The 24,901-nt window shown below is 54.7% G+C and carries 25 protein-coding genes, 1 pseudogene and 1 other annotated feature; of the genes and pseudogenes, 12 read left to right on the top strand and 14 right to left on the bottom strand.

What is annotated here, in order from left to right; genetic code table 11:
- Nucleotides 1-12 precede the first annotated feature (12 nt).
- A complete protein-coding gene (locus SERAS12_RS13400; RefSeq protein ID WP_013813157.1) occupies nucleotides 13-300 on the top strand; it encodes a hypothetical protein in 288 nt (95 codons plus the stop codon).
- A gap of 21 nt (nucleotides 301-321) precedes the next feature.
- Here SERAS12_RS13400 and SERAS12_RS13395 read toward each other — a convergent pair whose 3' ends face one another.
- Nucleotides 322-570, bottom strand: a complete 249-nt coding sequence (locus tag SERAS12_RS13395) for an Arc family DNA-binding protein (protein WP_013813156.1) — start codon at nucleotides 568-570, stop codon at nucleotides 322-324.
- 141 nt (nucleotides 571-711) lie between these two features.
- Between SERAS12_RS13395 and SERAS12_RS13390 the strand changes: the two genes are divergently transcribed.
- Nucleotides 712-2,673 (top strand): phage head-binding domain-containing protein, encoded by a 1,962-nt coding sequence (locus SERAS12_RS13390; RefSeq protein WP_013813155.1) that lies wholly within the window; start codon nucleotides 712-714, stop codon nucleotides 2,671-2,673.
- Nucleotides 2,674-3,081: 408 nt separating this feature from the next.
- Here the strand turns inward: SERAS12_RS13390 and SERAS12_RS13385 are convergent, their stop codons facing one another.
- Nucleotides 3,082-3,378 carry a YciI family protein gene (locus SERAS12_RS13385; protein WP_004945285.1) on the bottom strand — a complete coding sequence of 99 codons (297 nt, stop codon included), beginning with the start codon at nucleotides 3,376-3,378 and terminating at the stop codon, nucleotides 3,082-3,084.
- Between the two features lie 180 nt (nucleotides 3,379-3,558).
- Between SERAS12_RS13385 and SERAS12_RS13380 the strand changes: the two genes are divergently transcribed.
- Together SERAS12_RS13380 and tonB are read left to right on the top strand one after the other, a co-directional pair.
- Nucleotides 3,559-4,212, top strand: a complete 654-nt coding sequence (locus SERAS12_RS13380) for an epoxyqueuosine reductase QueH (protein ID WP_013813154.1) — start codon at nucleotides 3,559-3,561, stop codon at nucleotides 4,210-4,212.
- A 237-nt stretch (nucleotides 4,213-4,449) separates the two neighbouring features.
- A complete protein-coding gene (gene tonB, locus SERAS12_RS13375; RefSeq protein WP_013813153.1) occupies nucleotides 4,450-5,184 on the top strand; it encodes a TonB system transport protein TonB in 735 nt (244 codons plus the stop codon).
- A gap of 63 nt (nucleotides 5,185-5,247) precedes the next feature.
- Here tonB and yciA read toward each other — a convergent pair whose 3' ends face one another.
- Both yciA and SERAS12_RS13365 read right to left on the bottom strand, forming a co-directional pair.
- Complete coding sequence (gene yciA / locus SERAS12_RS13370) at nucleotides 5,248-5,676, bottom strand: acyl-CoA thioester hydrolase YciA (RefSeq protein ID WP_004945276.1); 429 nt, start codon at nucleotides 5,674-5,676, stop codon at nucleotides 5,248-5,250.
- A 75-nt stretch (nucleotides 5,677-5,751) separates the two neighbouring features.
- Nucleotides 5,752-6,291, bottom strand: coding sequence for a septation protein A (locus SERAS12_RS13365; RefSeq protein WP_013813152.1), 540 nt, complete (start codon nucleotides 6,289-6,291; stop codon nucleotides 5,752-5,754).
- 234 nt (nucleotides 6,292-6,525) lie between these two features.
- Here SERAS12_RS13365 and SERAS12_RS13360 point away from each other — a divergent pair, with 234 nt between their 5' ends.
- Nucleotides 6,526-8,229: a SulP family inorganic anion transporter gene (locus SERAS12_RS13360; RefSeq protein WP_013813151.1), complete on the top strand. Its 1,704-nt coding sequence runs from the start codon at nucleotides 6,526-6,528 to the stop codon at nucleotides 8,227-8,229.
- A 47-nt stretch (nucleotides 8,230-8,276) separates the two neighbouring features.
- Here the strand turns inward: SERAS12_RS13360 and SERAS12_RS13355 are convergent, their stop codons facing one another.
- Together SERAS12_RS13355 and SERAS12_RS13350 are read right to left on the bottom strand one after the other, a co-directional pair.
- A complete protein-coding gene (locus SERAS12_RS13355; RefSeq protein WP_006321166.1) occupies nucleotides 8,277-9,029 on the bottom strand; it encodes a YciC family protein in 753 nt (250 codons plus the stop codon).
- A gap of 99 nt (nucleotides 9,030-9,128) precedes the next feature.
- Nucleotides 9,129-9,569, bottom strand: coding sequence for a YkgJ family cysteine cluster protein (locus SERAS12_RS13350; RefSeq protein WP_013813150.1), 441 nt, complete (start codon nucleotides 9,567-9,569; stop codon nucleotides 9,129-9,131).
- Nucleotides 9,570-9,851: 282 nt separating this feature from the next.
- On the opposite strand from SERAS12_RS13350, the gene ompW reads away from it, so the two are divergent.
- Nucleotides 9,852-10,496: an outer membrane protein OmpW gene (ompW, locus tag SERAS12_RS13345; RefSeq protein WP_013813149.1), complete on the top strand. Its 645-nt coding sequence runs from the start codon at nucleotides 9,852-9,854 to the stop codon at nucleotides 10,494-10,496.
- Between the two features lie 41 nt (nucleotides 10,497-10,537).
- Here ompW and SERAS12_RS13340 read toward each other — a convergent pair whose 3' ends face one another.
- The 6 genes and pseudogenes from SERAS12_RS13340 to SERAS12_RS13310 form a co-directional block, all read right to left on the bottom strand.
- On the bottom strand, nucleotides 10,538-10,852 hold the full coding sequence (locus tag SERAS12_RS13340) for a BON domain-containing protein (protein ID WP_013813148.1): 315 nt from the start codon (nucleotides 10,850-10,852) through the stop codon (nucleotides 10,538-10,540).
- A 220-nt stretch (nucleotides 10,853-11,072) separates the two neighbouring features.
- Nucleotides 11,073-11,879, bottom strand: a complete 807-nt coding sequence (gene trpA, locus SERAS12_RS13335) for a tryptophan synthase subunit alpha (RefSeq protein WP_013813147.1) — start codon at nucleotides 11,877-11,879, stop codon at nucleotides 11,073-11,075.
- Entirely contained in the window at nucleotides 11,879-13,069 is a 1,191-nt protein-coding gene (gene trpB, locus SERAS12_RS13330; RefSeq protein WP_004945250.1) for a tryptophan synthase subunit beta, read from the bottom strand. The genes trpA and trpB overlap by 1 nt, the downstream gene beginning before the upstream one ends.
- Nucleotides 13,070-13,107: 38 nt before the next feature.
- Nucleotides 13,108-14,469 (bottom strand): bifunctional indole-3-glycerol-phosphate synthase TrpC/phosphoribosylanthranilate isomerase TrpF, encoded by a 1,362-nt coding sequence (trpCF, locus tag SERAS12_RS13325; RefSeq protein ID WP_013813146.1) that lies wholly within the window; start codon nucleotides 14,467-14,469, stop codon nucleotides 13,108-13,110.
- A 3-nt stretch (nucleotides 14,470-14,472) separates the two neighbouring features.
- Nucleotides 14,473-16,067: pseudogene (gene trpD / locus SERAS12_RS26620) on the bottom strand (bifunctional anthranilate synthase glutamate amidotransferase component TrpG/anthranilate phosphoribosyltransferase TrpD).
- Complete coding sequence (locus SERAS12_RS13310) at nucleotides 16,067-17,629, bottom strand: anthranilate synthase component 1 (RefSeq protein WP_013813144.1); 1,563 nt, start codon at nucleotides 17,627-17,629, stop codon at nucleotides 16,067-16,069. The pseudogene trpD and the gene SERAS12_RS13310 overlap by 1 nt, the downstream one beginning before the upstream one ends.
- A 25-nt stretch (nucleotides 17,630-17,654) precedes the next feature.
- Nucleotides 17,655-17,758, bottom strand: a sequence feature (Trp leader region).
- A 242-nt stretch (nucleotides 17,759-18,000) separates the two neighbouring features.
- Between SERAS12_RS13310 and SERAS12_RS13305 the strand changes: the two genes are divergently transcribed.
- The 5 genes from SERAS12_RS13305 to rluB all read left to right on the top strand — a co-directional run bounded on the left by SERAS12_RS13305 (nucleotide 18,001) and on the right by rluB (nucleotide 22,084).
- Complete coding sequence (locus SERAS12_RS13305) at nucleotides 18,001-18,888, top strand: PHP domain-containing protein (protein WP_013813143.1); 888 nt, start codon at nucleotides 18,001-18,003, stop codon at nucleotides 18,886-18,888.
- Nucleotides 18,889-18,935: 47 nt separating this feature from the next.
- Nucleotides 18,936-19,556: an L-threonylcarbamoyladenylate synthase gene (locus SERAS12_RS13300; RefSeq protein ID WP_013813142.1), complete on the top strand. Its 621-nt coding sequence runs from the start codon at nucleotides 18,936-18,938 to the stop codon at nucleotides 19,554-19,556.
- A 114-nt stretch (nucleotides 19,557-19,670) separates the two neighbouring features.
- Nucleotides 19,671-20,030 (top strand): Rap1a/Tai family immunity protein, encoded by a 360-nt coding sequence (locus tag SERAS12_RS13295; RefSeq protein ID WP_004945227.1) that lies wholly within the window; start codon nucleotides 19,671-19,673, stop codon nucleotides 20,028-20,030.
- Between the two features lie 151 nt (nucleotides 20,031-20,181).
- On the top strand, nucleotides 20,182-20,979 hold the full coding sequence (locus SERAS12_RS13290; RefSeq protein WP_013813141.1) for an alpha/beta fold hydrolase: 798 nt from the start codon (nucleotides 20,182-20,184) through the stop codon (nucleotides 20,977-20,979).
- Between the two features lie 208 nt (nucleotides 20,980-21,187).
- Entirely contained in the window at nucleotides 21,188-22,084 is an 897-nt protein-coding gene (rluB, locus tag SERAS12_RS13285; protein ID WP_013813140.1) for a 23S rRNA pseudouridine(2605) synthase RluB, read from the top strand.
- A 44-nt stretch (nucleotides 22,085-22,128) separates the two neighbouring features.
- Here the strand turns inward: rluB and cobO are convergent, their stop codons facing one another.
- Nucleotides 22,129-22,719, bottom strand: a complete 591-nt coding sequence (gene cobO, locus SERAS12_RS13280; RefSeq protein WP_013813139.1) for a cob(I)yrinic acid a,c-diamide adenosyltransferase — start codon at nucleotides 22,717-22,719, stop codon at nucleotides 22,129-22,131.
- Nucleotides 22,720-22,732: 13 nt separating this feature from the next.
- Entirely contained in the window at nucleotides 22,733-23,494 is a 762-nt protein-coding gene (locus SERAS12_RS13275) for a YciK family oxidoreductase (protein ID WP_013813138.1), read from the bottom strand.
- 359 nt (nucleotides 23,495-23,853) lie between these two features.
- Here SERAS12_RS13275 and sohB point away from each other — a divergent pair, with 359 nt between their 5' ends.
- The gene (gene sohB / locus SERAS12_RS13270; RefSeq protein WP_013813137.1) at nucleotides 23,854-24,900 is read left to right on the top strand and encodes a protease SohB; all 1,047 of its coding nucleotides are present in this window, start codon (nucleotides 23,854-23,856) and stop codon (nucleotides 24,898-24,900) included.
- Nucleotide 24,901: the final 1 nt, after the last annotated feature.

Raw genomic sequence — 24,901 nt, 5'->3', positions numbered from 1 at the left:
AGGGGTATATCAATGAAGAAATTAACTCTGGTTATTGCTGCAATAGGATTGCTTGCTGGATGCGCTAACTCGTCGAAGACCTTCGCTCCTGATGGGCGTGAAGCATATTCAATCGATTGCTCCGGTACGGCCAGAACGTGGGGTATGTGTTTAGAGAAAGCTGGCGATCTCTGTGGCGCTAAAGGCTATGACACCTTTATTTCTGCGGGAGATAAAGGCTGGATTGCTACAGCTCAACCTGACTTCGCCATGGCGGGAAGCACCATTTCACGGAATCTTCTCATCGCCTGCAAGAAATAGTGTTAAGGGGCCCTAGCCCCTTTATTTTTCTGAATAAATTGCCTTCAGCGTTTCGACCACAACCTTTTTGAACTGCTCGGCGTGTTCGTGCGCTAGGCGTTCGGCATCGTCACGAAAGCCGGCTATTTTTGGCGGCTGCGATAGCGCCTCTTCGATTATCAGCGTGATCTCGGCATTCAGCGAACGGCCATTCATTTTGGCGCGCTGCTTAATCTTACCGTGTATTTCTTTCGGTAGCCGTAAATGAAACTGCGTCTCTAACTCTTCCATAGTCGTGCCTCACCGGTGGGTGGATCGGCATGATATGGTGAACTGTATAAATCAACAATAGTACCATTTTGGTACATAAACCTACTTCAACACTACCGCAAGCCGCGCCTTGTGGGGATTTCGCACGCCTGGAGAAAATAAATGGTTGACACCATTATCCCGAACGTCGTTGTTTCAATGCCATCACAACTGTTTACGCTCGCCCGTGCGTTCAAGGCGGCGGCGAACGGCCGGATTTACATCGGTAAAATCGACACAGATCCGACAATCCCAGAGAACCAGATCCAGGTATACCTCGAGAACGAGGACGGCACGCACGTGCCGATCGCCCAGCCGATCATTATTAACTCCGGCGGCTACCCCGTGTATGGCGGTCAGATCGCCAAGTTTGTAACCGTTGAAGGCCATTCTATGGCTGTTTACGATGCTTACAACGTGCAGCAGTTCTACTTCCCTAACGTACTGAAATATGACCCTGACCAGTTCAAACAGTGGATTTTAGAGCAGCTATCAGGTCCTGGCGGCTCTTCGATGATTGGGTTTGATATCGACGTCGATTACCCTGCAGGAACGATTGGACACACGTTCAGCAATATCTTCAAAACAGAGCAGTATCTGCAGTTTTACTACGACAAGATCGGCAACTGGGATGATGCGATTTTTGCTGCTCAGCTTAACGTTTATTTGAAAGGGTACTCGCCAAAGCTAATTTTTCCGTGCGGCGTAATTCACCTAAAGCGTCCTATTCTAGGTGCTCAGGCGCTTGGCGATGCCATCCACGCAGCGCGACCTGACCTTAACTTCTACAATGTCAGCACAGGGGGCTACAAGGCCACATGGCCAACTATTATTGAGGGGACCTATCGAAAAAACTCAGAGGCGGGTATTAGTAACATAAACGGGACTCAGATATATTTAGATCTTACAAGCTCGACAGATACCAGATATCAAAACTTCGGAATTGTTCATGCGGGGCCGACAGAAGCCGACCAGTTTAGCCAGCGTGCGGCAGTTAAAAAGCGGTGGCCTGGCGTTTGCGTGATTAAAAATATAAATATTGCACCATTTAACATGAATGGCGACTCAGATACGTCATGGTGTCACGGTATAGTATCGTTTAATGGCGTTGAAAATCTAATTGAGAACGTGGTTCTCAGCGGATTCTGGGGCGGCGGTATTATTTTCGATTGGTGCTGGGATAGCAAAATCGTCGGATGCAATATTCTGCGCTCGGGTCGTATGATGAGTAGAATGGACTATGCAGATGTTTCCACGGATGTTGTAACTCGTCAGCTTTATTCCCCGGTTCAGGTAATGATGTCACCGCGCGGGAGCGGTACTGTTCCTGTTGCAGTGAGCGATAATAGTAACTTCATTCGAATTTATGATTGCAAATTTGAAAGAAATTATGGCGTAGCTGACATCATGGCACGCGGACAGTCATCTCCGTTATGGGTTCAAAACGGACACCATGAGTCGAATGGCGCAGCGCCAGGTAGTTCGCACAAAGTTGCACTGTGCTTAGGTGGCGGGATAACTCAATTCATGGGGGACCCATCACTTGGCTGGAATGAAAGCTCGTCAAACTATGGTGCATATGCGTATTGGTACGGCGGTTCTATGTATCAGGCAAACTATGTGGAAACAGCAAGGATTCTTAGGTTTTCTGCGCTTTCAGTGGAAAATTTTAGATTCCCAAATATTGCAAAAATAACCATATCCTCTGGAAATACCGCCAGCAAGCTTTCGGCAGTTAATTGTGCTCTTGGTGACATTGAACTTTCTGGTGGCAACGATGAAGATTACCCGTTAACACTGACTGATTGCTCGGCAGGGAATGTTACACTTAGCTTTTTGAAAGGGGTTAGATTGGTGTCCAGTAAAATAGCCTCTCTTAATGCGTCAAATATGACAGCGGGATTTCCCGCCGTTCCCAGCGTATTCCAGGGGCTTATTGCAGGCTCTATAACCGGCACGTTCCACTTCGCCTTCGGGGATGTATGGCTTTCGTCAACTACCGTGGCATCAAACTACGCCGTTTCTAATGGGGTGGTGCGTGAAAACTTCAACGCATACGCTCAATACACCGGCGGGTATAATTAAGGACTGTATATGCCAATCATTAGAGAGTTCGTCACGTTATCCAACCCAACAAGTTTCAATACACTCCTAACCCCAGGGACGTATGCTTACGGGTCTAACCTAACCGATGCGAACAGCCCAGGGCTTCCCGCTGCTATCTCCGCAAAGGCGGGGCGTTGTACGGTGGAAACTTTAGTTAGCGGATACACCGGCCAGACATTCGTTGGTATGAACACACGGCGCATGTTCTACAGAGTGTATAATAGTTCGACATCGACGTGGTCAGGGCCGACAGAGATAAACACCACCAACCCATAAGGAGTAGACGATAGGCACGCTTTAGTAAAGTGTACATAAAAGCGTGCCAAAACATAAAAAATTCTACTTTTAATTTGCTATCTTATTGTTTTTTAAGATGTAACATTAAATCTAAAATACTTGTTTAAAAGGTTTTACCGTCACGTCACCATAAACGCCGGCAGCGACGTAGGGATCCTGTTCAGCCCAGGCTTGGGCATCTGCCAGCGAGGCGAATTCCGCAATCACCGTAGAGCCGCTGAAGCCCGCACTGCCCGGATCGTTGCTGTCGATAGCCGGGTTTGGGCCGGCAACCACCAGACGGCCTTCATCCCGCAGCGCCTGCAGGCGTGCCAGATGCGCCGGCCGCACCGACAGACGGTTTTCCAATGAGTTGGGGACGTCCTGCGCGTAGATCAGATAAAGCATGTTTCACCTTTAAAATCATTAGTATAGAAGGGGTGATTCAAGGTAGCGCAAAAGGTGCGCCAAGGGAATGCCTGACCGGGGAATTTATCTGCAGCTGGCGCTTATGCCTTGAAGCAGCTAGTTTTTATTCGTATAGTGCGGCCGCGCGATGAATTGAACCCCTGTGTGAGAGGTGAGGAAATGACGGAACTGGTTAGGGATAAACTCGACTTGCCTGAGGGCAAAAGCAAGCTGTTGCTGCACTCCTGCTGTGCGCCTTGTTCCGGTGAGGTGATGGAAGCCATTCAGGCCTCCGGCATCGAATACGCCATCTTTTTCTATAACCCGAATATTCACCCGCAAAAAGAGTATCTGCTGCGCAAGGAAGAGAACATTCGCTTTGCCGAGCAACACGGGATACCCATTATTGACGCCGATTACGATACCGATAACTGGTTTGCCCGCGCCAAAGGCATGGAAAACGAACCAGAGCGTGGGATCCGTTGCACCATGTGTTTCGACATGCGTTTCGAGCGCACCGCGTTATACGCACATGAACACGGCTATGACACCATTTCCAGCTCGTTGGGTATTTCCCGCTGGAAGAATATGCAGCAAATCACCGATTGCGGCGTCCGCGCGGCAGAAAAATATCCTGACCTGCAGTATTGGGATTACAACTGGCGCAAAAAAGGCGGCGCATCGCGAATGATAGAAATCAGCAAGCGCGAACGCTTCTACCAGCAGGAATACTGTGGCTGCGTTTATTCGCTGCGTGATACCAACCTGCATCGCAAAGCGCAGGGGCGGCCGCTGATCAAATTGGGTGTGCTGTACTATGGTGATGAAGAATAACGCTGCATTGGTGAAGAATGACCCGCTACGGCGGGTTTTTTTGTTTTTGTCGCGATAAATCAGGTTAATAGAGCGTGTGAAATCCTCAGTGGAAATGCAAATGAAAGGTTAATATCCCCATGAGTTTACAGGTTTTAGCGATGAATAATGACGATTAAAGCGATAGTTTGCCATTCGTTATTGAATATGATTGCTATTTGCATTTAAACTTGGCGAACCAGAGGAAACAGAATCATTATGCCGCTAAAAAAGATGTTCCTTAATCGCCGTTTATCAGTGCCGATTGTCCTGTCCGTTGGCTTACATAGCGCCCTGGTGGCGAGCCTGCTCTATGCTTCCGTCAATGAAGTCATGGAGTTGCCGAAACCAGAGGATGCGCCGATCAGCGTCATGATGGTCAATACCGCCGCAATGGCCGAGCCGCCACCTCCTGCGCCTGCTGAGCCAGAACCGCAGGTGGAACCAGAACCAGAGCCGGAACCGCTGCCAGAGCCACCGCCAAAGGCGATATTGAAGCCTGAGCCGGTCAAACCCAAACCGAAGCCGAAACCGAAGCCGAAGGTCGAAAAAACGGTCAAACGCGAACCGCAGAAAACCGAGCCGCGCGAGCCATCACCGTTTGAAAATAACGAGCCGGCCAAGCCAGTCGACAAAGCGCCGGTGAAGCAAGCACCTTCAGCGCCGGTTCAGGGCAATTCGCGTGATGTGGGGCCGAAGCCAATCAGCCGTGCAGATCCGATCTACCCACCGCGCGCAAGGGCATTGCAGATCGAAGGCAGCGTGCGGGTTCAATTTGATATCGACAGCGACGGCCGCGTGACAAACGTGCGTATTCTGAGTGCGGAGCCACGTAACATGTTCGAGCGTGAAGTGAAACAAGCATTGCGCAAGTGGCGTTACGAAGCCAAAGAAGCGAAAGATCGCGTCGTTAATATCCGTTTTAAAATAAACGGCACTACGGAGATGGACTGATATCGACGTTGGCGCCAATAGAAAAGGGTCGCTTCCGCGACCCTTTTTGCTGCTGCATTTCAGCTATTCTTCAAAGCCGACGCGGAAGTTCATTTTGCCATCGGGCAGGGCGCGTGAGTTGCCCTCATCGTCCACCGCCACATAAGTAAATACCGCCTCGGTTGCACGGTAGCGCTGGCCGATAGGCGCGGAGGACACTTTCTTTACCCACACTTCGATATTGATGGTGATCGAACTGCGGCCGGTGCGGATACACTGCGCATAGCAGCAAACCACATCACCCACTGCGACCGGTTTCAGGAAGGTCATACCATCGACACGTACTGTCACTACGCGTCCTTCGGCAATTTCTTTCGCCTGAATGGCGCCGCCAATGTCCATTTGCGACATCAGCCAGCCGCCAAAAATATCACCGTTGGCATTGGTATCTGCCGGCATTGCCAGAGTACGCAGCACCATTTCGCCACTGGGTAAAGGTCGTTGTTGTGTCATAGCCGTCTGCTTATCAAAGAAAGGTTTTCATTATACTGCCCGCAGCAAGCGCTACGGGCATTAACAATTTTGTAACTATTTTTTCTGTTCTTCCGGCATATGCCGATAAATATAAATACCGCTGAGCAAGGTAAACACCAGCGTCAGCGCCGTCAGGCCGAACACTTTAAAGTTAACCCAAACGCTTTGCGGCAGCCAGAAGGCGACGTAGATATTTGCCAGGCCACAGATCAGGAAGAAAACTGCCCAGGCCAGGTTGAGGTTGCTCCACACCTTGTCCGGCAGCGTCAGCTCTTTACCCAGCATGCGCTGGACCAGCGGCTTCTTGAGCACCAGTTGGCTGATCAGCAACGCCAACGCAAACAGGGTATAGATGACCGTCACTTTCCATTTGATAAACAAATCGTTATGGAATACCAGCGTCAGGGTGCCGAACACCAGCACCATCAGGAAGGTGATCAGTGTCATCTTCTCGACCTTGCGGTATTTGATCCAGGTGAACACCAGTGCCAGGGCGGTAGCGACAATCAATGCGCCGGAGGCGACGTAGATATCGTAGAGCTTGTAAAAAGCAAAAAAGACAATTAACGGGAGGAAATCAAGAAACTGCTTCATAAATCAATCCATCATCTGTTCATCGCCCGACTATACCGGATTCGGCGGGCTCTGTGTACCGCTGGGAAGCGCTGATTATCGGCGTTTGAGAGCCGGATTTCTGCCATGAAAGCAGGAATTTGCATAAACTTACGATTGAGGTCGCGACTTCGTGGTGGACCGATTGCCAGCGCGGCCCTGGCATCTCATGATACGCGTAATAATAGTCGGATAATTTATAACGGAAAACAGTTTATGCAGTGGAAATCTCTCCAGGCGCTGACGCCTGGTTTGACGCATTTATTAGGGTATCAACGCAGTTGGCTTAAGCCGGATATACGCGCCGGGCTCTCCGTAGCTGCGGTGGCATTGCCGGTGGCGATCGCTTACGCCGAGCTGGCCGGGGTCAGCCCGGTGGTGGGGCTGTACTCCTGTATTTTGCCGATGGTCGCCTACGCGTTTTTCGGATCGTCGCGCCAGCTTATTGTCGGGCCGGACGCAGCCACCTGCGCAGTGATAGCCGCAGTAGTGACGCCGCTGGCGGCGGGTAATATGGAGCGGCACTGGCAACTCACCATTATGATGACGGCAATGATGGGCGCCTGGTGCCTGTTGGCTAGCCGTTTCAAACTGGGTGCACTGGCGGATCTGCTCTCCCGGCCGATACTCAGCGGGCTGCTGAACGGTGTGGCGATCACTATCATGGTCGATCAGATCGGCAAGGTCCTGGGTTTTGGCGTTCATCCTGCGCAGTTGATTGAGCGTATTTACGCGCTGCCGGGCAACCTGATGCACAGCGACTGGCTGACCATGGCGGTGTCGCTGCTGACGCTGGTAACGCTGCTGGGGTTTAAAAAATGGCGCCCTAATTGGCCGGCACCGCTGTTTGCCATCGTATTGGCGGCTTTCGTCACCTGGATAGGCGGGTTGCAGCAGCATGGCGTGGTGACGGTGGGCGGTTTTAGCGACGTACTGCCGATAGTCCAGTGGCCGGATTTCCAGCCAGGGTTGCTGCGAGACATGGTCATTCCGGCGCTCAACCTGGCGGTAGTGAGTTTTGTCAGCATGATGCTGACTGCGCGCAGTTTTGCGGCGAAGAACGGTTATGAGGTGAATGCCGACGCCGAGTTCCGCGCGCTTGGGCTGGTGAATATCGTTTCGGCGCTTTCGCAGGGGTTTGCCATCAGCGGGGCGGATTCCCGTACTGCGGTTAACGATGCCAACGGCGGCAAGAGTCAATTGGTGTCGATCATTGCAGCAGTGGTGATTGCCTTCGTGCTGTTGTTCCTGATGGCACCGCTGCAGTTTATTCCGGTGGCGGGCTTAGGCGTAGTGCTGATGTACGCCGCCTGGTCGCTGCTGGACTTTCGGGGCATCTGGATTATGCGCCGCCGCAATGCGCAGGCCTTCAGGTTGGCCATGTTCACTTTCCTGTGCGTGCTGCTGGTGGGGGTGATCAGCGGCATCGGTCTGGCTGTTTTACTGGGGCTGATGCAGTTTCTGCGCACGGTGTTTCGCCCAACGGAGCAACTGCTGGGTGTGAACGACGAGGGCATGATCCACTCGATGGGCAACAACAACGGCGTCAAGGCAGTACCCGGCGTGATGATGTACCGTTTCAACTCACCGTTAACCTATTTTAACGTGGCGTACTTCAAGCGCCGGATCCTGAATCTGGTGGATAGCACGCCGTTTCAACCGCGCTGGGTGGTGGTGGACGCCGTAGCCAGCTTTACCCACGCGGATATCAGCGTGCTGGCGGCCATCGACGAACTGAAACGTGATTTGTTACAGCGTAACGTAAAACTGGTATTGGCGGGGCGACGAACCGAGCTGACGCGCTGGTTCCGCATCAATCGGCTGGGACGCGATCGTGAATTGATTCTGGTTCCGGATTTGTATCTGGCGTTGAAGCTGATTCAGAGCAAGGAACAGGCTGAGACGGCAGCGGTTCCATAAGCAAAAAGAGCACGCCGAGGCGTGCTCTTTTAGTTACTGTGGGCAGATCAACTGCGCAGCAGCATATACAGACGGAACAGGTAAATCAGCAACAGGGCGGAAACCAGGTTGCTCAGCGCCGTAAGCACCACGCTGGCGACATTCGGGGTCAACACCGAAAGGTGACTTACCATAAACAGCACCAGCAGTTTGGCGGCGAGCCACAGCATCATGGCCGGCACAATCACGCGCGCATTGGCGAAGGCCAGTTTGCAACTCAACTTGATCGACGCGAACACGCCTTTTTTATCGGCGGTGGTGATCACCGGCGCCAGCGAGAAAGCGATCGCCATGATCACGCCCGGCACGACGAACAGCGTCAAACCCAGTTGAATCAGCAGGGTGCAGATAAACAGCAGCAGCAGCAGGCGCGGCAACTCCGGTGCAGAAGCGCCGATAGCGCGCAGCGCGCTGATGCGTTGCCCTTGGGAAACCAGGCGAATCAGCGTCAGCATCCCGCCAACCAGCAACACGTTACCCACCAAAGCGGAGAAAGTGGCGGCTGCCGATACCTTCAATAACACCATCTGCTGCTCGGGCGTCATTTGCTGAATGATTTCCTGGATCCCCATTCCGGCGGATGCCGTAAAATCACCTTCCGTTGCGGACAAGATCTTCAACTGCTCGACGTCAGGGCTAAAAACCTGATTGAGCAGCACAGAAATGAACGCGGTCAACAACGCCAGCATCAGGATGCTGGTCAGTTGATTACGGAAAAAGTTAAAACTGTCACGGTACAACGTGTTGGCCGTGATAGGCATGCAGACTCCTTGGCATCGAGAAACTAAAGATATATCCATCACCTTTCAAGCTGCAGCATGGTTGGCTGCAACTTGAAATTCATAGGGTATATAGCAAAATCAGTGGGCGATTGTACCCTGTTCCGCGTCGCTGTGGCACCCCGCGAATTGCACTGCGCTTATTTCTTCGGCAATCATCGTTATTGGCAACGACAAGCGTAAGGGAACCGGCAGCGGCGGCAGACCATAACGCTCACGGGCGCGATCGCAGGCTTCGTTGCGCAGGCCGTTTTCTCCAGACTGATCGAATTCGCGGCAAGGGCTGGGGCGATTGAGGTAAATGGAGCAGGACACGGCCTTACCGATTTCACCCTCGAGGGCGGTACAGCGCGGGGACTTGCTGTTGGTCCCCTGCATACAGCGCAGGAAGGGGGTTAAGGGTTCGGTAAGAGATAAAGGGACCGCGCCGCCGCCATCTTCCGCTTCGGCCCAATAGAATGACACTCGAAAATAGCCGCAGCATGCGCCGCAACTGACACAGGGATTATGAATTTCGCTCATCTTGATCGCGCCGACTCCTGACGGCACCCACCAAAACCAACACGGATAATGAAATTACTCAGTGGCTGTTTTTTTAGCAACTGAAGTTTGAACATGCAGATGTTTTGCAACAAAATGCATTATTTGATTCAGATCAATTCTCGATTTATTAGTCCCTTAGATAACCTTGTTTTTAGTAGGAATTAAAAAATTTACACATAAGATGTGATCCCGATGGGATCATAAATACCCGTAAGTAGGTATATTCCCTTCCGAATAGTAACCACACAAATGGAATGGATAATGAAAAAGACAACTCTGGTGGTATTGGCGGCTATGATGGCCCCTATGTTGGCAAACGCGCATCAGGCGGGTGATTTTCTTTTCCGCGCGGGTGCGGCGACGGTACGGCCTAATGCGGGATCGGACGACGTACTGGGGCAGGGATCCTTCAATGCCGATAATAATACCCAGCTCGGTCTGACCTTCGGCTATATGGTAACGGACAATATTGGCGTAGAGCTGCTGGCAGCGACGCCGTTCCGCCATAAGGTGTCGTTGAATGGTGCCGCAGTGAACGGCAATATCGCCACGGTGCGCGATCTGCCGCCGAGCCTGATGGCGCAATATTATTTTGGCGGCAAGCAAGACAAACTGCGCCCATATCTGGGGCTTGGCGTGAACTACACCACTTTCTTCGATGAAAAGTTCAATGACAATGGCAAAGGGGCGGGGTTGAGTAATCTGAGTCTGAAAGACTCCTGGGGTATCGCTGCGCAGGCGGGGCTGGATTACAACCTGGATGAGCACTGGATGTTGAATATGTCGGTGTGGTGGATGAATATCGAGACCAAAACCCGCTTTGACGATGCCAATGGCAATCATCACAGCATTGATACGCGGTTGGATCCTTGGGTGTTTATGTTCGGGGCAGGTTATCGCTTCTGAGGATGACCGTGACAGGGAGGCGCAATGCCTCCCTGCGATCGTTATTTGAGCTGCATGACGTTCTCAACGGATTTCACACCCGCCACGCCGCGCGTTACCTGCACCGCTCGATTGGCGTCGGCGCTTGAGCTGACAAAACCGCTCAGTTGCACGCGACCTTTGAAGGTTTCGACGCTGATTTCTCTGGATTTGATGGTTTTATCCGCCAGCAGCGCTGACTTCACCTTGGTAGTGACTACCGTATCGTCAATATAACCGCCAGTCCCCTCGGATTTCGCTGTCGGCGCGCAGGCGCTTACTGCGAATGCCACAACGGCTGCCATGCATAAGGCCGAAAGGGTTTTAAATAGCTTCATAAATTACTCTCCATGCAATGTTATTGTTGAAACTACATTCAGGTTATTGCCTGAAAACGCTCAGTATTTCCGCAAAATACAGAAATCTGCAACGGGCACCTTCAAGTGTGAGTCAATAAGCGGGTTTGTTCAAATTTTAGATGTAAAAAAATCGAACAACACTGAGAGGAAACAAGATGTTATCGGCGGGCGCAATCGATCACGCCCGCCGCAGGGAGGATCAGATGCGGGTCGCGGCTTTCATTTCGCTGACAAAGTTCGCCAGCCGAGTCAGCATTTCTGCCGGCTGCGCCTGATTTTGCTCGATAATTTTGACGATCGCCGAACCGGAGATCGCACCGGCGGCACCGGCCTGCAGCGCATCATGCACCTGCGCAGGCTCGGAAATGCCGAACCCCTGCAGCGGTGGCGCGGCATGGTATTCGCGCAGTTTGTTCACCAGATGATGCAGTGGCAGTTGGGCACGGCTTTCGGTACCGGTAACACCGGCGCGGGACAGCAGGTAAGTATAACCTCGCCCGTGTGAGGAGATTTCACGCAGCAAATCGTCGTCTGCGTTCGGCGGGCAGATAAAGATAGGCGCAACGCCGTGGCGGGTGGCGGCGGCACGGAAGGGCGCAGACTCTTCAAATGGCACGTCGGCAATCAGCACCGAATCCACGCCGACTTCGGCGCAACGCTGGTAAAAGGCATCGATGCCTTTATGAAACACCAGGTTGGCGTACATCAGCAGGCCGATAGGAATGGTCGGGTGCTTCTGACGAATGGCGGCCAGCATTTCAAAACACTGGGTCGGCGTCACGCCGGAGGCGAAGGCACGCAACGCAGCGCTCTGTATAGTCGGGCCGTCGGCCAGCGGATCGGAGAATGGGATGCCCAGCTCCAGCGCATCGGCCCCGGCTTCAACCAGAGTATCGATAATTTGCAGCGACAGTGCCGGATTCGGATCGCCCAGGGTGACAAACGGGACGAAGGCGCCTTCCTTGTTGCTTTCCAGGCGTTTGAACAGTTGCTGATAACGTTCCATCAGATTTCTCCCCGAGCTTTCAGTATGTCGTGAACGGTAAATATGTCTTTGTCGCCGCGGCCGGACAGGTTAACCACCAGGATCTGTTCTTTCTGCGGCGTTTCACGGATCATTTTAAGCGCGTGCGCCAGGGCATGGGAGGATTCCAGCGCCGGGATAATGCCTTCGCTGCGCGATAAAGCCTTGAAGGCATCCAGCGCTTCGTCGTCGGTAATCGATACATATTCGGCACGGCCAATGCTGTTCAGATAGGCGTGCTGCGGCCCGACGGATGGGAAGTCCAGCCCGGCGGAAATGGAATAGGATTCTTCGATTTGGCCTTCGGAGGTCTGCATCATCGGCGCTTTCATACCGAAATAGATACCGACGTGGCCGTGCTTCAGTGGCGCACCGTGTTGGCCGGTTTCGATACCGAGACCGGCAGGTTCCACGCCGATCAGGCCAACGCTGACGTCATCGATAAAGTCGGCAAACATGCCGATGGCGTTAGAACCACCGCCGACGCACGCCAGAACGGCGTCCGGCAGGCGGCCTTCGCGCTCCAGCATCTGCGCCTTGGTTTCTTCGCCGATCATGCGCTGGAACTCACGCACGATGGTCGGATACGGGTGCGGGCCGGCTGCGGTACCCAGCATATAGTGAGCGGTTTCATAGCTGCCGGACCAGTCGCGCAGCGCTTCGTTGCAGGCATCTTTCAGCGTGGAGGAACCGCTGTGCACCGGGATCACTTCGGCACCCATCAGGCGCATGCGGAACACGTTCGGCGACTGGCGTTCAATATCTTTGGCGCCCATATAGATGCGGCATTTCAGGCCGAGCAATGCACAGGCCAGAGCAGAGGCCACGCCATGCTGGCCAGCACCGGTTTCGGCGATGATTTCGGTTTTGCCCATGCGCTTGGCCAGCAACGCTTGCCCCAGCACCTGGTTGGTTTTGTGCGCGCCGCCGTGCAGCAAATCTTCACGCTTCAGGTACAGCTTGGTTTTGGTGCCGGCGGTGAGGTTTTTGCACAGCGTCAGCGCCGTAGGGCGGCCCGCGTAGTTTTTCAGCAGATCGATAAACTCAGCCTGGAATTCAGGGTCGCGCTGTGCGCTGACGAAGGCCTCTTCCAGTTGTTTTAATGCCGGCATCAGAATCTGCGGCACATATTGGCCACCAAATTCGCCGAAGTAGGGGTTAAGCAGCGTCATTATAGTTCCCGTTATTATCCGTTAAATTGTGTTCGCATTCAGTAGGCGCGCAGCGTTTGAAATACCGCCGCCAGGCGGGCAGGATCTTTAATTCCGGGCTGGCTCTCGACGCCGGAGTTAAAGTCCAACCCGGCACAGCCGAGTTTGGCTGCGTCAACGCAGTTGTCTGCGCTCAGACCGCCCGCCAGCATCACGTTACCCAGGTTTTGGCCGTGCAATACCGACCAGTCGAAACGCTGGCCGGTGCCGCCGGCGCCGTTATCCAGCAGATAGCGGTCAACGTGCTGCAGATCACGTGCCGGCAAGCTGTCTTTCACGCTCAGCGCTTTCCAGATCTGGCAGGAATCAGGCAGTTTTGCGCGCAGGGCGTCGATATAGGCTTGATCTTCCGCGCCGTGTAGCTGTACCGCCTTCAGACCGAGGCGTTCAACGGTTTGCACCAGGGTTTCCACCTGCGCATCGCAGAACACGCCGACATATTTCAATGGCGCACCGGCAATCACTTCGCGGGCGCGGTTGATGTCGACATAACGCGGTGAACGCCCGACAAAAATCAGCCCACCGTAGATCGCGCCTGCCTGATAGGCGGCTGCGGCATCTTGTGGGCGGGTCAGCCCGCAGACTTTATTGTCGCCCAGCGTCACCCGACGCACTGCGGCGCGCAGGTCAGTTTCCGACATCAATGCGCTGCCGATCAGGAACCCGTTGGCGAAGTGGCTCAGTTCGCGGATTTGGCCGTAATTGTTGATGCCGGATTCGCTGATCACCGTCACCCCGTGCGGCACGCGTGGCGCAAGTTGGCGGGTACGGTCCAGATCAATGCTAAGGTCGCGCAGGTCACGGTTGTTAATGCCGACCACGCGTGCCTCAAGCGCGATTGCCCGCTGCAGTTCTTCTTCGCTGATCACTTCGGTCAGCACGCCCATGTTCAGGCTGTGCGCCACGGCTGCCAACTGGCGATATTGATCGTCGTCCAGCACCGACAACATCAGCAGGATGGCATCAGCCTGATAGAACCGCGCCAGGTAGATTTGGTACGGGTCGATAATAAAATCTTTGCACAGCACCGGCTGCGTGACCGCCTTGCTGACCAGCGGCAGGAAATCGAAACTGCCCTGGAAGTACTTTTCATCGGTCAGTACCGAGATGGCCGAAGCGAAATCCTTGTAGACCGAAGCGATTTCGACCGGATCAAAGTTTTCACGGATCAACCCTTTGGAAGGGGACGCTTTTTTGCATTCAAGAATAAATGCCGTTCTGGCTCCTTGCAGTGCATGATAAAAGCCGCGTTCGCTTGGGACGATTTCATTGTGAAAGCTGGCCAGTGGTTGTTGTTGCTGTCGTGCTGCGACCCATTGCGCTTTATCACGAACAATCTTGTTGAGCACGGTTTCCTGCATCATTTATCCTCTTGCTGCCAGTGCGGTGACGCGCTCGTAAGCTTGCCCGCTGTGAATCATGTCCAGTGCCTGCTGCGCGTTTTGGCGCAGGTCTTCATGCCCGAATAACTTCAGTAACAGCGCCACGTTAGCCGCTACCGCTGCGGCGTGCGCCGGGTCGCCTTTACCTTGTAACAACCGTGCCAGAATGTCACGGTTTTCTTCCGGCGATCCGCCCTGCAGGGCTTCCAGCGGGTAGCGTTGCAGTCCAAAGGACTCTGGCGTTAATTGGTAGCTTTCAATCTCACCGTTGTTCAGTTCCGCCACGTGGGTCGCGGTGTGAATTGCTACTTCGTCCATGCCACCGCCGTGCACCACGGCTGCACGCTGATAACCCAGCACACGCAGGGTTTGGGCTATCGGCAGTACCAGCTCCGGGCTGTAAACGCCGATCAGCGCCAGCGGTGGACGTGCCGGGTTGATCAACGGGCCGAGCACGTTAAATACCGTACGGGTTTTCAACTGTTGGCGTACCGGCATCGCATGGCGGAAACCGGTGTGATATTGCGGTGCGAACAGGAAACACACGCCCAGTTCATCCAGCGCCTGGCGGGACTCTTCCGCCGGCAGATCCAGGCGGATACCGAATGCCGCCAGCAGGTCCGAAGAACCGGAACGGCTGGAGACGCTGCGGTTACCGTGTTTTGCCACTTTGGCACCGCATGCCGCCGCCACAAAGGCGCTGGCGGTAGAGATATTGATGCTGTTGGTGCCGTCGCCGCCGGTGCCGACAATATCGGCAAACGGATAGTCAGGGCGTGGGAACGGCAGGGCGTCGGCCAGCAGGGCCTTGGCGGCACCGGCAATCTCTTCCGGGCGTTCTCCGCGGATTTTCATGCTGATCAGTGCCGCTGCCAGTTGGCTGGGCTCCAGCTCACCACGCACGATGGCGCTGAACAACTGCTGGCTTTCCTCTTGGCTCATTGATTCTGAGCGGTACAGTTTTTCAAGAATAGGTTGCATCGTCGTTTCCCTTATTATTTCGCCAGCGCCCAGGCCAGAGTTTGCTCAAGCAAACGTGCGCCGTGGGTGGTGAGGATCGATTCCGGATGGAATTGGAAACCACATACGCGGTGCCGGTCATTACGCACTGCCATCACCATGTCGCCAAAACGAGCGTTAACGGTGAGTTCGGCCGGGATATTGCTGCCGACCAGTGAATGGTAGCGAGCTACCGGCAGCGGGTTCACCATACCGGCAAACATGCCTTCGCCATCGTGGCTAATGGCCGAGGCTTTACCGTGCAGGATCTCGCCCGCCTGGCCAACGTGCCCACCGTAGGCCTCTACAATCGCCTGGTGCCCCAGGCAGATGCCGATAATCGGCAACTGGCCGCGCAGGCGTTGCAGCAACTCTGGCATGCAGCCGGCTTCGGATGGCGTACCGGGGCCCGGTGACAACATCAGCACCGGTTGCTCCAACTGTTGCAGGCGCTCGATAATCGCGTCTGCAGAAATCTGGTTGCGGTAAATTACCACCTGGTGGCCGCTGGCACGCAGTTGATCGACCAGGTTATAGGTAAAGGAATCAACGTTGTCGAGCAGTAAGATATCGGCCATCAGAACACCTCCTTGGCTTGGTGCGCGCTGGCAATGGCACGCAGCACGGCACGTGCCTTATTACGGGTTTCATCGGCTTCCGCCTGAGGAACAGAATCCAGCACCACGCCGGCGCCGGCTTGCACGGTGGCGATACCGTCTTCAACATACGCGGAGCGGATGACAATACAGGTATCCAGATCGCCGGTGGCGGTGAAATACCCCACCGCACCGCCGTAGCTGCCGCGACGGGAGCCTTCAGAGGCAGCGATCAACTGCATGGCGCGGACCTTGGGGGCACCGCTCAGGGTCCCCATGTTCATACAAGCCTGGTAGGCGTGCAGCACGTCAAGGTCGGCGCGCAAGGTGCCGATCACCCGGGAAACCAGGTGCATCACGAAAGAGTAGCGGTCCACTTTGGTCAGGTCTGCCACGTAGCGGCTACCGGCCTGGCAGATGCGCGCCAGATCGTTACGCGCCAGATCGACCAGCATCAGATGCTCGGCCAGTTCTTTGTGATCGGTGCGCATTTCCAATTCGATGCGGCTGTCGAGATCCAGATCCAGCGAGCCATCAGCGCGGCGGCCACGTGGGCGGGTACCGGCAATCGGGTAAATTTCGATCTGACGGTTGCTTGCGTCGTATTTCAACGCGCTTTCCGGAGAGGCGCCGAACAGGGTGAACTCGTCGTCCTGCATAAAGAACATGTAAGGGCTTGGGTTACTGTCTTTCAATGTTTGGTAGGCCGCCAGCGGGGCTGGGCATGGCAGCGAGAAGCGGCGTGATGGCACTACCTGGAAAATCTCGCCCTGGCGAATGGCCTGCTGCAGTCCGCTGACCACGGCGCTGTATTCCTCATCGGTCTGGTTGCAGCTTAACTGCATGTTTTCCAGCTTCTGATGCGGAATGGGGTGCGGAGTCTGTTTCAACTGGGTTTGCAACTGCTCAAGACGCTGCTGCAGGCGCTGCTCTTCCGCCGCATCGGCTGTAAACACGCTGGCCTGCAGGCGAGCCACGCCGCGCTGATGGTCCAGCACCAGCAGGGTTTCCGCCAGGTAGAAGCAAAAGTCCGGGCAACGTTGATCCTGGCGCAGCGCCGGCAGATCTTCGAAACCGGCAACCAGGTCATAGGCAAACAGGCCGCCGAGCATGACCGCTTCACGCTCGTCAGCCGGGGCGTCAACCAGTGTCAGCAGAGTACGCAGCGCGTCAAACACTGACAGTGAGCGCAGACGCGCATCCTCATCCTGCACTGCATCAATGACCGGGAAGGTCAGTTCGCGGCCGTTTGGGCGTACCTGAATCTGCACTTCTGCCGGCAACGCCTCATCGAGGAGCGGCAGCATCGCCGCACCGTTGGCGGTCAGCGCTTGCAGCGTGACGCTGCGGCCCAGCGCGGTGATGCGCAGGGCGCTGTCGATCACCAGCAGGCTCTGCAGGTTTTGCTTGCTGTTTATCTCGGCAGACTCCAGCAGCAGGGTGGCCGGGCGTGCGCCGCACAATTGGTGGAAAATGGTCGTCGGATCGCCCCGGTAGTGGGTTTCCGCCTTCAGCAGTGTGAGTTGTGGTTTGATGTTCATCATGGGGAGTTCCAGTTAGATTTTGTCCATAAAAAAGCCCGCATTACCAGCGGGCTTAGGGAATCTGCAGTGTCAGATGACAGGTATGCGTGATTACACCGCCCGCGAAAGGGAAGTACGCCACCAACGAAGAAGAGAAGTTTGCTTATTCATATCTTTGCTCTCTCGATTATCATCCAACCAGGGGATGCCCCTGAACTTGTGTACTAGTTAACTGGTTCGCAGGAATAAAGTCAACCCTCTTTTTACACAATGTTTTAGCGGCAAACGTGAGTTATTTTCATCAAGGCGAATGTGAGCGGGCCAGAATAGATTTCCGTCCGGCCGACGATCGCGGGTATGATAGAAGGCCAAGCCATTGCCGGATATTACTTTTGACAGACAGCAACCCCCAGCCTTCCGCGTTTACCCTTTACGACCTCCACAGCCATACTACCGCCTCTGACGGCTATCTGACACCGGCGCAACTGGTGCAGCGGGCGGTTGAAATGCGGGTTGGCGTTTTGGCGATCACCGATCACGACACCACCGATGGACTGGCCGCGGCGGCGGCCGCGATTGCCGAGTTGTCGTTGCCGTTGCAACTGGTGAACGGGGTAGAAATCTCCACGCTGTGGGAAAACCACGAAATTCATATCGTCGGCCTGGGGATTGATATCGCCCATCCGGCGATGGTGCAGCTATTGGCCGAACAGACTGAACGTCGCAACCTGCGTGCGCAGGAGATTGGCTTACGGTTGGCAAAAGCACGCATCGATGGCGCCTTCGAAGGCGCGCAAAAATTGGCGGACGGCGGGGCGGTGACGCGTGGGCACTTTGCGCGCTATCTGGTGCAGATAGGCATTGCCGACAACATGGCGCAGGTGTTCAAGAAATATCTGGCCAAGGGCAAAACCGGTTACGTTCCGCCACAGTGGTGTACAATAGAACAAGCCATTGATGTGATTCATCAATCTGGCGGGCAGGCGGTGATAGCACATCCGGGCCGTTACGATCTGACGGCCAAATGGCTGAAGCGGCTGTTTGCGCATTTTGCCGAACACGGCGGCGATGCGATGGAAGTGGCCCAGTGCCAGCAAGCACCGCATGAGCGTTCGCTATTGGCGAAGTATGCGCAAGAGTATCAATTACTGGCGTCGCAGGGGTCTGATTTTCATCAACCCTGCGCGTGGATCGAACTGGGCCGTAAACTGTGGTTACCCGGCGGTGTTGAGCCGGTGTGGCGCGACTGGCCGCAACCGCAACAGGCAGCAGTATATTGATTTAACGGGGGCGGATGCGCCCGCGTGCATCATTTTAGGAGCAAGTCATGAGTCAGCTTTTTTATATTCATCCAGATAATCCTCAACCGCGTTTGGTCAACCAGGCGGTGGACGTGCTGCGCAAGGGCGGAGTGATTGTCTACCCGACAGATTCCGGTTATGCGCTGGGCTGCAAGCTGGAAGAAAAATCGGCGATGGAACGTATTTGCCGTATTCGCCAGTTGGACGGTAACCACAACTTTACGCTGATGTGCCGCGATTTGTCCGAACTTTCGACTTACGCCTATGTCGACAATACCGCATTCCGTTTGATCAAAAACAACACGCCGGGCAACTACACCTTCATCCTGAAAGCGACCAAAGAAGTGCCACGCCGCCTGATGAATGACAAACGCAAAACCATCGGCCTGCGTGTACCCTCGAACCCGATTGCATTGGCGCTGTTGGAAGTGCTGAACGAGCCGATGATGTCGACCACGCTGATGTTACCAGGCAACGATTTCGCCGAGTCCGACCCGGAAGAGATCAGCGATCATCTGGGCAAGCAGGTGGATCTGGTGATCCACGGCGGTTTCCTGGGGCAGCAGCCGACCACGGTGATTGATCTGACTGAGTCGGCGCCGGAAGTGGTGCGCGAAGGTGCGGGCGACATAACGCCTTTCCGTTGATTTTATCGCTGCGGCGGTTGCTCATTTTCTGAAAAGTGGCTGAAACGACGTTATTTATCGTGAAAGCCGCTATTCTACACAATCAAAAACTGAAAATAGGCAGGATGCATCGCGATGATTAAACGGGGTTCTCTTTTAGCGGTCTTATTGTTTTCCTCTGTGGCCAATGCCGGTTTTTATTCCGGTAACGCCTTGCTGTCTGAAACGGGCGGCTATGTGAAAAACAAAAATGGGGCCGCTACCGTTGCCGAAGCGCTCGATGGCGGAATGTTCATGGGCTATGTGGCCGGCGTCTTTGACACCTATTCGATGCAGGGCAACCGCAATATTTGCCCGGATGCCGGCATGAGCGTAGGCATGGCTTCCGATGCGGTAATGCATTATTTAAATGAACATCCTGAACAACTGCATTACTCTGCACCTTCGGTGATTATGTTGGCGCTAACCGCTGCTTATCCTTGTGAAAGGCACTAAATCTGTTCGTTTGGTGCGTATATTTTCATTTGGTGCGCTCCCCGTTTTTTAGCACGTTCTTCAATAGATTAAATCGCCAAACGCTGTCAGTTTACTTCCTGTGCACAAGCCCTCTTAACCGCTTTGAGGACATGACGCTTCAGGAGGTAAAATGACAGCGTTTCACTTTGGTACCCACTCCCTCGATTATCATGATTCCGGTTCCGGCCCATTGACGCTGGTCTTGCTGCCCGGCTGGTGTGAGCCAAAAACGGTATTTGAACCCTTCAGCGCGCTGGCGAATGAGCGATACCGGGTGATTAGCCTCGACTGGCGTGGGCACGGCCTGTCTTCCTGTGATGACGCGCTTTCGCTTGGCGCCGAAGACTTGCTGGCGGACATCCCTCATCTGCTGGCTGCTCTGCAGGTGGAAAGCTTTGTGACGCTTTCGGTGGCACACGCCAGTTGGATTGCCGTCGCCTTGGCAGAGCTCATGCCGCAGCAGATCAAAGGCCTGGTATTTCTCGATTGGATCATGACGCAACCCACGCCGGCATTTTTCCAGTCGGTGCAGCAAATGCAACGGCCAGAGCAATGGTTGGCGGCGCGCGATGCCCTGTTTACCTTCTGGCAAGGCGGGGTTGACCATCAGCCGGTGAAGCATCATCTGACCGTTGAAATGGCCCGTGAGGACTTCCGTCTCTGGCAGGCCGCCGGTGTGGCGATAGAACACGCTTATCGGCAATATCAATCGCCGCTTGACCGGTTGAGCGAACTTGGCTCGCCGCTTCCGTGCCGGCATATTTACTCGCTGGATCGCGATGAAAATTACCTGAAGCAACAGCAGGCTTTTACTGCCGACCATCCGTTCTTCTCGGTCTTGCGGCTGGAACATGCCCGAACGCACCTGGGGATCCTTGAGCGGCCTGATGAAGTGTATCGGGCGGTGGTTAACTTTCTTGGTGATTAACCTTTTGCCTTGCTTAACCTGATGCGACCCTGAGCCCGCGGTTAATAGATTTCGATAATTGGTCTGGTAATAAAGTGGGTTCCAACACTATAGAAAGCCTGTATAATGCGCGGTTCGATCCAAGTAAACGTATTGTTACTGCTGTGGTGCCTGTCGCCGCAGTGGTCATCCCCCCGACGCCTGTGAAGGCGACACTAGAGGTTGCTCAATGAGCGAAAAGTTACAAAAAGTTTTAGCGCGCGCCGGCCATGGTTCGCGTCGTGAAATCGAAACCATAATTGAAGCCGGCCGCGTCAGCGTTGACGGTAAAATTGCCAAACTGGGCGACCGCGTTGAAGTGACTGCGGCGATGAAAATTCGCCTGGATGGTCATGTGCTTTCAATTAAAGAATCCGAAGAAACGGTTTGCCGCGTGCTGGCTTATTACAAGCCAGAAGGTGAACTCTGTACCCGTAGCGATCCTGAAGGTCGTCCGACGGTGTTCGATCGCCTGCCTAAGCTGCGTGGTTCTCGCTGGGTAGCTGTGGGGCGTCTGGACGTCAATACCTCAGGCTTGCTGCTGTTCACCACCGACGGTGAGCTGGCAAACCGCCTGATGCACCCTAGCCGTGAAGTCGAGCGCGAATACGCGGTACGTGTATTTGGCCAGATTGACGATGAAAAAGTGAAGCAACTGAGCAAGGGCGTTCAGTTGGAAGATGGCCCAGCCGCCTTCCGCACCATCACTTTCCAGGGTGGCGAAGGCATTAACCAATGGTACAACGTGACCCTGACCGAAGGGCGTAACCGCGAGGTGCGTCGTCTTTGGGAAGCGGTTGGCGTGCAGGTCAGCCGTCTGATCCGCGTGCGTTACGGCGATATCGATCTGCCTAAAGGCCTGCCGCGTGGCGGTTGGACCGAGCTGGAACTGCCGGCGATTAACTACCTGCGCGAATTGGTTGAGCTGAAGCCCGAAACCGTCAGCAAGATGCCGGTGGAGCGTGAGCGTCGTCGCGTGAAAGCGAATCAGATCCGTCGTGCGGTCAAACGCCACACCCAGGTGGCCGGCAGCGGCCGCCGCAGTACGCCAGGCAGCAAGTCCGGCAAACCGAGCAAGCGCAGCTAATCATTACGCCGCAACCCTCTCTGGGCTGCGGCGTTTTCTTTTCGTTACCAGTCAATTCCCTGTTGGGCCATGATACCTGCGTCAAACGCATGTTTTACCGGTCGCATTTCCGTCACAGTATCCGCCAGCTCCAGCAGATCGCGATGGCAGCCACGTCCGGTGATAATGACCGTCTGGTGCGCAGGGCGCAGTCGCAACGCTTCCAGCAGTTCATCCAGCTCAAGATAGCCGTAACTGACCATATAGGTCAGCTCATCCAACAGCACCAGATCCAGGCTGCTGTCGGCGAGCATGCGTTTGCCGTGCTGCCATACCGCCTGACAGGCTGCGGTATCGCCGGCTTTATTCTGGGTTTCCCAGGTGAAGCCGGTTGCCATTACCTGGAATTCTACCCCGTGCTGCTGCAGCAGGTTTTTTTCCCCGTTCGGCCATTCGCCTTTGATGAACTGAATAACGGCGGCTTTCATCCCGTGGCCGACGGCGCGCGTTACTGTGCCGAACGCCGCGGTAGTTTTACCTTTACCGTTACCGGTGAATACCAGCACTAGACCGCGGACTTGCTGGGCGGCGGCGATACGAGCGTCGACCTGTTCTTTCAGGCGCTGCTGACGTTGTTGATGGCGGTCTTCGGCCATGATAAAGCCTCCTTTATTCAGCGGCGCCGGGTTTACGATTGGGTTGAGCATCGAAGCTCATGCCGGTTTTTCGGCGGCTGTCATCGCCCATTAAATAGAGGTAAAGCGGCATAATATCCGCCGGCGTTTTCAGCTTGTTTTTATCTTCGTTCGGGAAGGCCGATGCGCGCATTTGAGTGCGCGTTCCGCCAGGATTGATACAATTTACCCGAAGATGGCGGCTTTTGTATTCTTCGGCCAACACCTGCATCATACCCTCCGTGGCAAATTTGGACACCGCGTAGGCGCCCCAGTTGGCCCGGCCCGTACGACCCACGCTGGAACTGGTAAATACCAGCGATCCCGAGTTGGATTTCAGCAGCAGTGGCAGCAGCGCCTGGGTGAGCATAAAGGTTGCATTGACGTTGACCTGCATGACTTCATGCCACATCTCCATCGACAAGTCAGCCATCGGAGCGATATCCCCCAATAGCCCGGCATTGTGCAGCACGCCGTCGAGGCGTGGGAGCTGGGTTGCCAGATCATCCGCAACCTGTTTGCACTGTTCCTGCGTGGCGTGCAGCAAATCCAGCGTAACGGTGAAACTTGGTGCGCCGCCCAGCCGGGCGATCTCGGTTTGTACCGCCCGTAGCTTGCTTTCGGTACGCCCCAGCAGCACCAGTTGCGCGCCAAATTTGGCATAGGTAAGTGCAGCTTCGCGTCCGATGCCGTCACCGGCGCCGGTCACCAGGATGATTCTTTGTTCCAGCAGGTCATGTTTAGGTTGGTAATGCACAATAATTCCTCGCGCCGTGGTGGCTGTCTCCCGCTTGCATCGGGGAGGGGGGTGGATTAAGAGACCCAGGCGGGAGCAAAGGCTCGACCGCATGCAGGGCCCCGCAGCGAATTTGGCTCATCATATTGATGAATAATCCGTGTTATATGCCTCAAATGGATCGTATTTTCAATGATTAGGCAGCAGAATCGGCATTCTTTTGTAACAAAAATGGAACAGCACCGGCTTGGTTAAGTCAAAATGCGCCCACATAGTAAAGAGGCATCACATGGAATTTTTATTTAGCCGCGACAGCCACCGCGTCGGTTGGCTAGAATGAATGCGATCATACTAACAACCTGTAAATAAAGGCGGAATCTGTGGAGTTTATATCTATTTACGGCCTGTTTCTGGCCAAGGTCGCGACGGTAGTGATTGCCATCGCTGCGCTGGCGTTGCTGGCGGTCAGCATTGGGCAACGTAAAACCCGTCAGAAAGGTGAGCTTCAACTGACTGACCTCGGGGAGCAATATCGCGAGATGCAACGTGACATGCGTCTGGCGCGTATGGGTGAAGCGGAACAAAAAGCCTGGAGTAAACAGTTTAAAAAACAGACCAAAGCCGACGAAAAACTGAAGAAACAACGTGCTAAAGCCGGTGCCGTTGAAGCAACCAAACCTTGCCTGTATGTCCTGGATTTCAAAGGTAGCATGGATGCCCATGAAGTGACTTCGCTGCGCGAAGAAATCTCGGCGGTGTTGGCAGTAGCAACGCCACAGGACGAGGTACTGCTGCGGCTGGAAAGCCCGGGCGGGGTAGTGCATGGCTATGGTCTGGCGTCGTCACAGTTGGCGCGTCTGCGTACCGGCGGCATCCGTCTGACGGTAGCGGTGGACAAGGTGGCGGCCAGCGGCGGTTACATGATGGCCTGCGTGGCGGATCGCATCGTCGCGGCACCCTTCGCCATCATCGGCTCTATCGGCGTCGTGGCGCAAATTCCCAACTTCCATCGCCTGCTGAAAAAGAACGATATTGATGTCGAATTGCATACGGCTGGCCAGTTCAAACGGACGCTGACGCTGTTTGGGGAAAACACCGAGCAGGGGCGTGAGAAGTTCCGCGAAGATCTGAATGAAACCCATGAACTGTTCAAAGAATTTGTACACCAGCAACGGCCTTCGCTGGATATCGACAGCGTGGCGACCGGCGAGCACTGGTTCGGCTCTCAGGCGAAAGATAAAGGGCTGATTGATGCGATTGGCACCAGTGACGATCTTTTGATCGCCGAAATGGAAAATCACGAAGTGGTCGGGGTGCGCTATGCGCGTCGTAAACGTCTGATGGATCGTTTTACCGGCAGCGCGGCGGAAAGCGTCGACCGTTTGCTGCTGCGCTGGTGGCAGCGCGGTGAAAAACCGTTGCTTTAAG

Origin of the sequence: Serratia sp. AS12, from assembly GCF_000214195.1 — a bacterium.
GTDB classification, from domain to species: Bacteria; Pseudomonadota; Gammaproteobacteria; order Enterobacterales; family Enterobacteriaceae; genus Serratia; species Serratia plymuthica.
The sequence above is the reverse complement of the archived record's forward strand: the minus strand, read 5'-3'. Positions and strand labels throughout refer to the sequence as shown.